Raw genomic sequence first — 11,800 nt, forward strand, 5'->3', positions numbered from 1 at the left:
AGTATCTGTAGGTTGGGCGGGCAGAAGGGTATGCCGGAGGGTTGCCGAGGGGTATGCCCCCTGGCTTGCCCCCTGGCCTGCCGACCGGCTTACCTCTTGGGTGACCGGAAGGGTCAGTTAGGCCGGTGGTTAAAATAAAAGTATGATTGAAATGGTTAAAGAGATTGTCAATTAATAAATACAGTAGGATAAAACATTAAAAATTGGTGGGAAAAGAATATACTTATCTTTAATTTATTATAATTGCCCCAAACATCAACAATATCTATCTATAGTTAAAGGAAGAGTATAATCGAGTTTGATTACTGAGACTGTCTATTAACAAAAACAACAGGACGAAACATTAAAAACTGAAGAAAAAGAATGTAAATTATCTTTAATTTACCAGAATTTTCCAAGACATAGACAATATCTCGTAAAGAAATACGACGGTCTTGACTCTACCGGGGTTTCTCCAATATTGACAATATCTCTGGTTAAAGGAAAAGTATAACTGAGTTGATTGCTGAGATTATCTATTAACAAAAACAACAGGACGAAACATTAAAAAACTGGGAGAAAAGAATATACCTATCTTTAATTTACCAGATTTTCCAAACATTTACAATATCTATAATGTACCTCTTATTATTAACTCTTAATTTCTAAACCCAAAAATAAACAACGCCCGGGTCGTGGATAATCAAAATCATTAAGACTGTTACCAAATTGTTCTGAAAACATCGTATCAAATAAGTTCTCTAATTTTATAAAAAGATTTAGATTTTGTGATATCCTCTGACTAATATGTAAAGAAAAAACAAAATAAGCCGGGAGTTGTTTGGTCTGCAGTATAATTTGGGGTAAAGAGTCATAAATAGGATAGTAATTATATCGCGAACTTACATATCTACTGTTAATATTTATCGTCGTTCCTAAATCGTTTTCAATGTTTAAACTGGGCGAAAAGGTGAATTGAGGCACATAAGCCTGTTTTCTTCTTTTATAGGCAAATTCTCTTTGTTGTGTAAACCAATCATCAAATATCATTTCTTTCCGAATCTGTTCAGCATATTGAATTGTCCCGGAATACTTAAATGAGACACCGGACATAAGTCCTATTTTACCGGTAAATTCCAGGCCAATAATAGTTGCGGTATCAACATTAAATGGCTGCCAGGTATCGCCGTTCAATGGTAGCCAACTGATTAAGTTATTTATCTTTCGCGCAAACATTGTGGCGGACAAAGATAAATTGCTATTATTGAAATCGAAGCCCAGTTGTCCTGTATTACCGTATTCTGGTTTAATTTTTGAATTGCCTGCTATATAAGCTGATTTGGGCCAATACATGTCATTCATTGTTGGTGCACGAAAAGCACGCCCTACATGAAGTCGAAATTTCAATTCAGGAGTAACCGTTGCAGTCAAACCTAAGGCCGGACTAAAAAATTCTTGAAACAATGGATGCCAATCAAATCTTAAACTGACAAAGGGTTTAAAGATTCGATTAAAATCAGAAGTTCCTTCTGAAAATAGCGCAAATTTATATTGTCGCGGATGCCAAAAAGTATCTTGGGTTTGGGCAGAAAATTTATCATATTCGTAATCGATACCTACAACAATATTGCCGACTGCCGAGAACTGATAATTATTCAATAAGTTTAGATTAATCACTTTTGACGAATAAAAGTCATTATAAAACGAAGTATCAGGACTAAATTGGTCAACCCATTTAAAGTTGGTATTATTTAGTGAATAATAGCCGTTGAATTTAATCTGCCATTTTGGTCTTAGTTCAAAATCGCTCAATAATTTTATGAGATATAAAGTATCTTTTTGTCGGTTAAAACAAGAAGTGGCGGTTCTATCACCATATAATGGTATTTTAGCAGTATTAGGTTTGGGACCGGGTAAACCAAGTTCTTTTGTCGTATATCTTAAGTCGATTCGGATGCGGTTCGTTTGATTAAAATGATAACCACTACTAATGCCAAAACCTTGGGTCAAACAGTCATCATTAGTTCGTAGACCATTGGTCTGACTGCGATAAATATCAAAGATTGTGCCTAATTTATCAAAACGACTCTTAAGTGAAATATTGATATTTGATGTTCGAAAAGAGCCATAGTTAATGCCGAGATTATATTCTATCGGTTTAGTAATAGCAAATGGATTTTGAGTTATCAAATTGACAACACCGGCTAATGCATTAGCGCCATATAAACTTGAGATTGGTCCTTTAACAACTTCAATTCGACTAAGGTTATGCACAGGAAATAGTCCGATATCTGCAATGCCAAGCGACGGAGAATTTATTGCTAAACCGTCTAATAACAATAGCGATTGCTGACTTGTCGCTCCCAAAAGACTGATAGTTGATGCTCCATTAATCAAAGAATAATTTCGAATATCAACACCAGCAGTTCCAGATAAGATGGAAGCAATGTCACCCAATGTCTTAATTTTAATTTCGTCTTGGGAAATAAATAGTGTACTTATGGGCAAAGAATAGAGATTATTTTTGATTCTACTGGCGGTGACAAAAATCGTATCCGTTACTAATTCTTGAGATAAACACAAAGTTGGAATTAAACAAAAAAGGAGAAATAAGGGTGTTTTGGTAATCATAAATCATCCTTTCCGCACAAGGCGATTTAAATTTGGCTATAAGTATACGGTTATTTGCTATAACCACATACTTGTATGCCGAATCTGAAGGACAGGTCTCCTGACTCACGGTTTCAGTTATTGCTGTTGCCTTCCCGTCTTTTCAAAATGCTGAAGGGTTAGTTTGTATATGTTTTGACAGTGGCAGACAGCAGTTTGTACCCGTTTACAGTGGGTGGGACCGTGGCTGATTTTCACAGCCTTCCCTGCCCAATTCTCTTCAAAGAACTGGGTCCGCTTAAACACGGACTTCCTTCAGAATTTATGCATAATTATATTTAAACACCAGAAAAAGTCAAGTTTTTATAAAAGGAGGAAGCGTCAAGAATTTCAGAGGGATTCGTTAGCCGGATTATTATTTAGAAATTACGAAAATATAGTAAATAACACAATTACCCGTTTGCTATTAGCCATTGCAATTTACCCAAGATGCTATGTTTTTAACACCAAATGATTTTAACGAATTTCTTATTGCTGTGAGATACAAAAGTAGTTTTCTGACTTAGAAAATTTTTAGTTATGACAATATATTTTATAGTCCGTAATGTTTTGCCACTTCTTTTAATAAGAAGCGTCGCGGAAGAATTTTTCCTAAAATCAATAAAGATTTAGCATCCCGGCCAATACCGTAATAAAATTTTTTGCGTTTTCGCTGAATAATTTTCAAGATAAGTTCAGCAATTTCTTTGGGGTCGCCGCCTTTTCTTTCAAATTCATTTTGTTTTTCTATTACTATTTGGCATTTTTCATAATAAGATGTTTTAGGATTATATCCTTTGGCCAATATTCGATTGTCAGTAAAAGCGGTCTTGTAATCACCGGGTTCAACGACCACCACGGTTATAAAAGGACATTCCATTTGTAAGGCTTCGGCAAAATTATTAAGAGCAGATTTACTTGCACTATAGAATGCCTGATATGGCAAACCGATTTCTGCGGCAAGCGAAGAGATAAAGATAATTAACCCTGCATTTTGTTTTCGCATATAAGGAAGGACTGCTTTCGTAACCCGAAACTGACCAATTAAATTAACATTCAATTGCATTAATGCTTCGTCGTCACCCGTTTCTTCAATGGGCCCAGCAATACCCATTCCGGCATTATTGATTAAAATATCAATCCTGCCTTTATCCTTAATGATAAACGATATACCTTCCTGAATTGAAGTGTTATCGGTAACATCCATTGGTAGTAAATAAAAACCTTGGTCAGTCAGCGTCAAGGTATTTATTTTTCGTGAAGTTCCAAACACAATATAATTATGTTGTGCCAGATGTATTGCGCAGGCTTTGCCAATACCTGATGATGCACCGGTAATTAACACAACTTTATTTTGAGAAATCTCCATAAATATTCCTTCTTTTAATTTTGAAATCCTATATATCGGTTACCTTGTTATGACCAATTTTTCGGTTAGCATCGCATCGTTAACCTTTACAAAATAGATACCGGTTTTAATATCAGCAAGAAAGACCTTTGTTTCTTTGGAACCTTTGAACTTTTCTTCTTTAATCAGTTTGCCGGTTATATCATAAATTCTTATCTGGCTAATGGTTGACGGACAACGGACAATAAAATACGACTTTGCGGGATTGGGACATATTTTTAGCGGATAGTATATAGTGCGAGATGGACAAACATCCATCGGTTTAGGATTTTCTTCTTCAATTCCAATTGGCGCAGTCAAAAATGGTCGATAATAGACCTCACCTGAAGTAAAATCATCCCAAAAATCATAAATCTTTTGCTTAATTACATTAGTATCAAGTGTAAACCAGTAATTATTTCGCGCATTGATTGTATCCGCAGAGTTATTATAAACTGTGTATCCGGTTGGTCTCAGATTATTTAGATTATTATAATTAAGTCTAATAGAACCATAATCATTTCTTATTGTTGAAGCAGTGCTATCAATAATTGTATTATTGGTGATTGTCGCTGTGCCAGAATTGTAGATGCCACCACCATCAAAATCAGCATAGTTGTTAGTTATTGTATTATTGGTGATTGTCGCTGTGCCATAATAATTGCAGATGCCACCACCACCAGCAGCAGAGTTGTTAGTTATTGTATTATTGGTGATTGTCGCTGTGCCAGAATAATAATTGTAGATGCCGCCACCATAACCATAATCAGCATAGTTGTTAGATATTGTATTATTGGTGATTGTCGCTGTGCCAGAATTGTCGATGCCGCCACCAGAAACAGCAGAGTTGTTAGTTATTCTGCTATAACCAATGTAGAGCGTGTCTTCGTTACGAACCGCGCTACTACAGGCGTATGTAATTTTACAATATTTTAGACTACAAGCAAACGCTTCAGGCTTAAACCAAAGCCGGCCCCACCTTTGAAGCGTATCTATAGCAGTAAAAGTGATTGAATCTTGCGCGGTTCCAATTGCTTTAAGTGTGCCTTTTACCATTATATATTTATTTGCAGTAAATAGAACTTTTACTCCAGGCTGAATATCAAGTCGGACCCCTGTATTAACCAGCACATTTCCAGTTATCACATACGGACTGCCTGCTGGATTCCAGACCGTATTGGTATTAATAATCCCGCTAACATAGGTCGTATCAGCGCTTACTGAACTCGCCAACACACCAAGCATTATGATTACCACAATATTACTTTTATCCATAATGCCTCCTTGCAAGGTTTTTCCCTTGCACTCACTTAAAGAGTATAAAAAATCAAAGTGCAGTCAAGGATTTCATTCTTGACATCATAAAAATTAATTTAATCACGAAAGCACTAAATAAATACGAATTCAAAACCTGTTTAGAATTAAACAGAGATATCTATAACACGAATAATTGTAATCGCACAATTTATTCTTGAATTATTATCATGATATCACTAAACTTCGTGTTTTATTTTCAAATCGGGTTTTTGTGACTTTCGCGCATTTTTATGATTTTTCTAAGTCCCCTTCTTATACGGTTGACATTTCGGGCAAAAGCGGGTTCGACGATTGCCGATTTTGGCGAACTCGATTTTAGTATTACAAATCCGACAAGGCTCACCCTCTCGGTCAAAAACAAATGCACGAAACTGATATTTCCCTTCGCTACCATCTGGTCTTAAATAATCTGAGACTGATGTTCCTTTTGATTTTATACCAACCCGAAGAACATTTTTTAGGGATTTACTCAATTTTTCTATCTCTGTTTCAGTTAAAGAATTGGCTCGGCGTAAAGGATGAATGCCCGCAAGAAATAATGCTTCGTCCGAATAAATATTGCCAATTCCAGCAGTAATCGATTGATTTAAGAGTAGACTTTTTATGGTTGCTTTACGGTTTTTAAGTTTAGAATATAAATAATTATAATCAAATCTGCGGTCAATGGGTTCTAACCCCAATGTTTTTAGTCCATTCAAAACATCCGGATATTTATTCTTAGGCACTAAATACACTCTGCCTAATACTCTCGGTTCAGCAAAACTTAAAATTGCTTTATCAGAAAGATAGAATCTGAGGCGTTCGTGTTTAGGTGCATTTTGTCTATTTTCCCAAACCAACAATTGACCGGATAGTCGTAAATGGATAATCATTTGACTGTTATTGCTTAACTCGAAAATCAGGTATTTTGCCTTACGCACGAGATTAGTTATTCTTTTACCGATAACTCCTTTTTCAAAATCACCAACTGAAGGATAACCAATAATATCTGGACGGATAATTTTAACTTTAGTTATTTTCTTATTGATTATTAACGGCTTTAGTTCTCGTTTAATCGTTTCAACTTCTGGTAATTCAGGCATTGTTTTGAATTATTATAAATATTATAAAAAGGATTACCTGGTTCAGACATTATTTTTAATTATTATATAATTTTTAGCAATGAGCCTCTGGTTCAGACATTGTTCTGAATTATTATAAATTGGAGCAAAGATTAGATGATTCAAGCATTGTTTGAATTATATAAAATGGTAGCAAAGATTATGTCGGGCAAACATTGTTCTGAATTATTATAAATTGTAGCAACGACTATATGATTTAAGCATTCTTTGAATTATATAATTGGTTACAAAGATTATGTTGGGCACATATTGTTCCGAAACTATTATATAATTGTAACAACGATAAATGATTTAAGCATTATTTGAATTATATAATTGGTTGCAAAGATTATGTCGCTCAGACATTGTTCCGAAATTATTATATAAATTGTAACAAAAGATTAGATGGTTCAAGCATTGTTTGAATTATTATATATTAGTAAAGATTATATGGAGTGAGCAAAAATTGTCAATGTAATATTGTAATGTTCCAAGAAGTACTATACAGTTTGTAAGATTTAATCATAATTGTTGTCCGCAATAAGTTTTGAGGTTGTCTATAATTAATCTCAAGTTCTATTTAAGGATAAAAGACGCTAAACCAACTAATTATAAAGCACTAAAAATTGACCCGTCAACCGAATGGTACAATAGGTCCAAAAGATACGATACAGTTTATGAGATTTAATTATAATGGATATGTGAAACAGGTCTTGAAATTAGCAAAAATTGCAATGTGTCCAAGAGATAATATACAGTTTATGAGATTTATAAATTATAATGTTATGTGAAATAAGTTTTGAGATTATCTAAAATTAATCTTAAAGTCTATTTAAGAATAAAAGACGCAATACTAACTACAGTCCTTATCAATTATAAAGCACTAAGAAAAAATTGACCCGTGACCGAATAGAATTAAACCCTTAGTTGATATTATATCTTACTACCTTGCCCTAATTACAGATAGGCTATTGAATAAATCAATCTTTGCTCAAGAATACACTGACCGATATGGTCTTTATTTAAATTAAAATAAAGATGAAATCCCAAAATATCTTCAATCTTTTGCAAGTTCAGGGACACTTTCTCTGATTTCTTATTTCAGTTCAATATTGACATTACGATTGTTTTAATTTAGACTACTAATTATGGAAAAGTTTCTAAAATACCTTAGGGTTATAGTAAAATATCGAAAGTTAATTATTTATAATGTCTTGATTGTAACGGTTGCCGCCGCAATTATCAGTTTAATCTTACCGAAAAAGTATAAAGCAGTTGCTCAAATATTACCGCCTTCTGAAGAAACTGATGTTTTCGGCGTTCTGTCTTCAACTGGTTTATCAATACCGCGTTTAAGTCGTTTAGCCCGCGCAGGAAGTTTTTTTAGAAGTTCGACACCCTCGGATTTAATCGGTGCAATCTTACAAAGTCGAACGATTTTAGAACGGATTGTTGATAAGTATGACTTGAGAAAGGTTTATAAGGTAAAAAAAGGCGTTGAGCCGGCAATAAAAATGCTTGCCAAATCTACCGAGATAAGAGTTTCTGAAGAAGGTGTAGTAAAAATAATTGTCCAAGCGCCTAAACCTCAATTAGCCGCAGATATTGCTAATGCTTATATTGAAGAAGTTGACCGCTTCTTAAAAGAATCTAATATGAGTCGGGGTAAGAGTATGAGAATGTTTATTGAAAAAAGATTAGTTACTGCTGATGCTGAACTCAAACAAACTGCCGAATCCCTCAAAGTATTTCAAGAACGCCATAAGATAGTCTCAGTTGATGAAGAAACTAAAGCCGTAATTGAGACTTATGCAAAATTAAAAGCCGAGTTATTAAAGCGGGAAATTGAATTAGGCGTCACCGAAGATATGGCAACACCGGATAACCCCTATGTCTCATCATTAAAACGGGAGATTGACGAGTTCCAGAACTTATTAAAAGACATTGAATTTGGCAAAGGCGGCAAAGGATTTGGTATTGGTTTTGCGGTTCCGTTTCAAAAAATACCGGCAATATCTGCAGAATATGCGCGTCGATTAAGAGATTATCGCGTCCAATCCGAGATTTATACTTTGCTCGTGCAACAATACGAACAGGCAAAAATTTTAGAAGCCCGCGATACTCCTAATATCACAATTCTGGATTATGCCCGCGTGCCAGAAAAAAGAAGTTTTCCTAAACGAAAAATCATTGTGTTCTTTGCCTTGGTAATCAGTTTCACGGCCAGTGTCTTACTATCCTTTGGAATAGAATATTGGGAAAATATAAAACAAAAAAGTTCCCTTTATCAAGAATTGAATTCAATGGCACAAACCTTAAAGAATAGTTTCTGGCCACTGAGAATGAAACATTATGTTCCGAAAAATAAAAAATAACTTCCGACTATATAAAGGCGCACCTCAAATTTAAAGACTTCTAATCCAAAAGAAATTAATGTCTACCGGAACATTATTAAATCAATCTTTACCTGTTAAACGCATTCCCTTCGCAATATTTTTAATATTACAGATAATCCTTTTTCTTATTGTTGTTTTGTCTCCTGCCAAGATTTCTTTAGCAACAGTTGCCAGCTTAGCATCGCTCATTTTTATTATCGTCTATCCCGATTTACCGGTCGCAGTAATAATCCTTTCGCTTATTATTACAATTGTTTTACCCAGGCCTACTGGTAGAGGACTAATACTTAAAGTCGAAGAAATATTTCCGCTGGTCGCCTTATTATTATTGGTTATTGCCTTTTTACAAAACGAAACATCAAATCGTTCGATTGGCAAGATTGGATATTGGTTAGTTGCCTTTCTCATAGTAGTTCTGATTTCTGGTATCATCGGAATCTTAAAAGAGCGCGAGAAAATATTGATTTTTGACGAACTGATGATGTTTTGGGCTTGGGGGATTTATTTTATAATTGTAAAAAGTAACCTCTCAACCGACCAAATAAAACATATCCTTATGGCTATAATCATTAGTGCACTAATTGTTAGTTTATATTATCTTTTTGAATTTGTGATGATTAGGGGAATGGCACGATTTCGCACTGACCAACAACATATTTTTAATTTTACGATTCCATTACTCTTTGCTTGTATGCTATACTATCCGCGGAAAATTATCCGAGCAATCGCAATTTTATTAATTATTCCCATGGCAATAGCAGTATATGTAACATTAACCCGGGCTTTATGGATATTAGTTCCTTTAGCGATTATTTTGCAGTATTTTTATTTTATGAAAGAAGTTTTAAGACGAACCCATCTTTTAAATTATCTTTTGCCAATTTTAGTTGTGGTTATGGTTGGAATCTTAGGATTTATGTTACTGCAGGGGCTATTCAGTGTTTCTAATTTATTGAGCGAAAGATTCGCCAGTTTTAAAATTTTAGAATACGATGTTTCTTTATTAGCACGAGCAGAGTTATCTCGATATGTAATAGAAAAAGTCGGCCAATCACCTCTTTTCGGTGTAGGATTGGCTGATTTTTTGCGCTATCAATATTTTCCCACTCTGGGTCGATTTAATGTTTATTGGTTAGATAATACCTATATGCAGTTAATTTGGAAAACGGGCATTGTCGGAACTATGGTGTTTTTAATTCTTTTATATTATTTTTTGAGGCGGGCTTGGTTTGTATTAAAAAATGCCGATACGCTTTTAGATAAAATTATTGGTTCTTCAGTTTTTTTCTCTTTTATTGCCTTAGCCATCAGTGGTCTTCAATGTGGCATCTTAGTTGGTTATCGTTTTAATTTCGTTTGGGCTGGACTAATGGCAATTGTTGAAATCAGAGCCCAGGAAATTGAAAAAAGTCTTAACGAGATTAAGAAATCATTATGACCGAAAACACTCAGCAACCGCCAGGAAAATCATTAATTATTGGCAGCGGATATTCATACATTTCTTTATTAGTAAATAAATTTATTGGCGTCTTTACCTCGATTTTTCTTGCGCGTTCTTTAGGTCCTCATAATCTCGGAATAATATCAATAATAAATTACTTATTATTACTGATGCTCTTTTTCACGGGTTTTGGTATTCCCACCGCAATCGTCAAGTTGATTCCAGAAATCGAATTAAAAAAGGGTAGTGTGGAAACTAATAAATTCATTATTTTAGGATTGGTCCTCAATTTTCTCATAATAGGAATATTATCAATCCTTTATTTTGTTCTTTCTATTCCGATTGCTAAATCGATTTATCACGAACCCAAACTTATTCCCTTAATCCAACTTAGTGTTATTGCCTTATTGGTTTTTTCCTTTAATCAATACGGCAATGCAATTATCCAAGGTTTAGCCGAATTTAAGAAATTGTCGCTTCTTTCAATGTTCACATCAATTTTCGGTTTAATTATCTTAATTCCCAGCACAAAATTTCTGGGCCTTAAAGGACCGGTAATCGCACAAGGAATAAATAGTATTATTACCTCTCTCTTGCTGATTTTAACCCTTAAAAAGATTCGTGGTGATTTGAATTTGTTTGCCTTTCCTCAATCGTTATCCTTAAAAGAATTTCGTAAAGAAAACAGTGCCAAATTGTATTGGCAAAAGTTATTATCGACCGCATTTCCCATATTTCTCTCAGGATTAGTTATGACTCCGGCCTTAACCATCCTGACAACAATATTGAGTCGATTACAAGGATTCAGTGCAGTCGGATTTTTTAATATTGCATATTCCCTAACCCAATTTATTCTCTTTGTTCCTACCGCGGTCGGCACAGCATTTATTCCCCTGGCATCAAAACTGGCGATTGAAGACGAAATGAAACTAAATAATTTCTTAATCAAAACTATTTTCGGAGTAGATTTGATTGTCATCACCCTCGCCTTTTTTATCAGTTTCTTCTCTAAAGAAATCATTCTCCTTTTTTATGGGAAATCATATTACCCAGTGCAATCAATTCTGATATTGCTATCTATCGCTTCCTTTATATCAAGTTTCGGCTATGTCTTTGGCTACTATTTAATATCAACAAATCAATTATGGTTTGCCACAATATTAAACTTAATCTGGTTTTTAGTAATAATCGCGCCGACACCAAGTCTTATAAAGCACTTTCAATTAAACGGATTAGGTCTAAGTTATATAATCGCATATATCATCTTAGGAGGAGTGAGTGCTATCTTTATTGGGAAAAAAAATAAAATTAAGATGAATTATTTACTTATGCATTTAATTGGGGGAATTATTCTTTTGGTCGGGTTGTTTTTCGTTAAGATATATTCAGCAAATTATATCTTTCAGATTGCAATTTTATTATTGTTCATTTTGTATGGATTTTACTTTACTATTAAATTATTTAATAGAAGTGAGCGACATTTAATAAAGGTTTTATTAGGAAGTGAACTTAAAAGATTTATTTATTTCGC

At 34.2% G+C, this 11,800-nt stretch carries 7 protein-coding genes and 1 riboswitch; of the genes, 3 read left to right on the forward strand and 4 right to left on the reverse strand.

What is annotated here, in order from left to right; translation table 11 throughout:
* Positions 1 to 630 precede the first annotated feature (630 nt).
* From N2201_03325 to mutM, 4 genes are all read right to left on the reverse strand, one after another.
* The gene (locus N2201_03325) at positions 631 to 2,610 is read right to left on the reverse strand and encodes a TonB-dependent receptor (GenBank protein MCX7785247.1); all 1,980 of its coding nucleotides are present in this window, start codon (positions 2,608 to 2,610) and stop codon (positions 631 to 633) included.
* A gap of 72 nt (positions 2,611 to 2,682) precedes the next feature.
* A riboswitch (cobalamin riboswitch) is annotated at positions 2,683 to 2,902 on the reverse strand.
* A gap of 279 nt (positions 2,903 to 3,181) precedes the next feature.
* Positions 3,182 to 3,997, reverse strand: coding sequence for an SDR family oxidoreductase (locus N2201_03330; GenBank protein MCX7785248.1), 816 nt, complete (start codon positions 3,995 to 3,997; stop codon positions 3,182 to 3,184).
* A gap of 39 nt (positions 3,998 to 4,036) precedes the next feature.
* Positions 4,037 to 5,290 carry a T9SS type A sorting domain-containing protein gene (locus tag N2201_03335; protein ID MCX7785249.1) on the reverse strand — a complete coding sequence of 418 codons (1,254 nt, stop codon included), beginning with the start codon at positions 5,288 to 5,290 and terminating at the stop codon, positions 4,037 to 4,039.
* A 281-nt stretch (positions 5,291 to 5,571) separates the two neighbouring features.
* Entirely contained in the window at positions 5,572 to 6,414 is an 843-nt protein-coding gene (gene mutM, locus N2201_03340) for a bifunctional DNA-formamidopyrimidine glycosylase/DNA-(apurinic or apyrimidinic site) lyase (protein MCX7785250.1), read from the reverse strand.
* 1,166 nt (positions 6,415 to 7,580) lie between these two features.
* Here mutM and N2201_03345 point away from each other — a divergent pair.
* From N2201_03345 to N2201_03355, 3 genes are all read left to right on the forward strand, one after another.
* On the forward strand, positions 7,581 to 8,807 hold the full coding sequence (locus tag N2201_03345) for a Wzz/FepE/Etk N-terminal domain-containing protein (GenBank protein ID MCX7785251.1): 1,227 nt from the start codon (positions 7,581 to 7,583) through the stop codon (positions 8,805 to 8,807).
* Between the two features lie 58 nt (positions 8,808 to 8,865).
* On the forward strand, positions 8,866 to 10,266 hold the full coding sequence (locus tag N2201_03350; protein MCX7785252.1) for an O-antigen ligase family protein: 1,401 nt from the start codon (positions 8,866 to 8,868) through the stop codon (positions 10,264 to 10,266).
* Positions 10,263 to 11,800: oligosaccharide flippase family protein (locus tag N2201_03355; protein ID MCX7785253.1), on the forward strand; the 1,538-nt coding region annotated here is incomplete at its 3' end. The genes N2201_03350 and N2201_03355, both read left to right, overlap by 4 nt.

This window comes from candidate division WOR-3 bacterium (genome assembly GCA_026418155.1).
Lineage (GTDB): Bacteria > Hydrothermota > Tepidihabitantia > Tepidihabitantales > CAIPLT01 > JAOABV01.

Excerpts from the sequence above, each read along its gene's own strand:
- N2201_03350 (MCX7785252.1), top strand. The coding sequence starts at position 8,866 with ATGTCTACCGGAACATTATTAAATCAATCTTTACCTGTTAAACGCATT.
- N2201_03330 (MCX7785248.1), bottom strand. The coding sequence starts at position 3,997 with ATGGAGATTTCTCAAAATAAAGTTGTGTTAATTACCGGTGCATCATCA.
- N2201_03335 (MCX7785249.1), bottom strand. The coding sequence starts at position 5,290 with ATGGATAAAAGTAATATTGTGGTAATCATAATGCTTGGTGTGTTGGCG.
- N2201_03345 (MCX7785251.1), top strand. The coding sequence starts at position 7,581 with ATGGAAAAGTTTCTAAAATACCTTAGGGTTATAGTAAAATATCGAAAG.
- mutM (MCX7785250.1), bottom strand. The coding sequence starts at position 6,414 with ATGCCTGAATTACCAGAAGTTGAAACGATTAAACGAGAACTAAAGCCG.
- N2201_03325 (MCX7785247.1), bottom strand. The coding sequence starts at position 2,610 with ATGATTACCAAAACACCCTTATTTCTCCTTTTTTGTTTAATTCCAACT.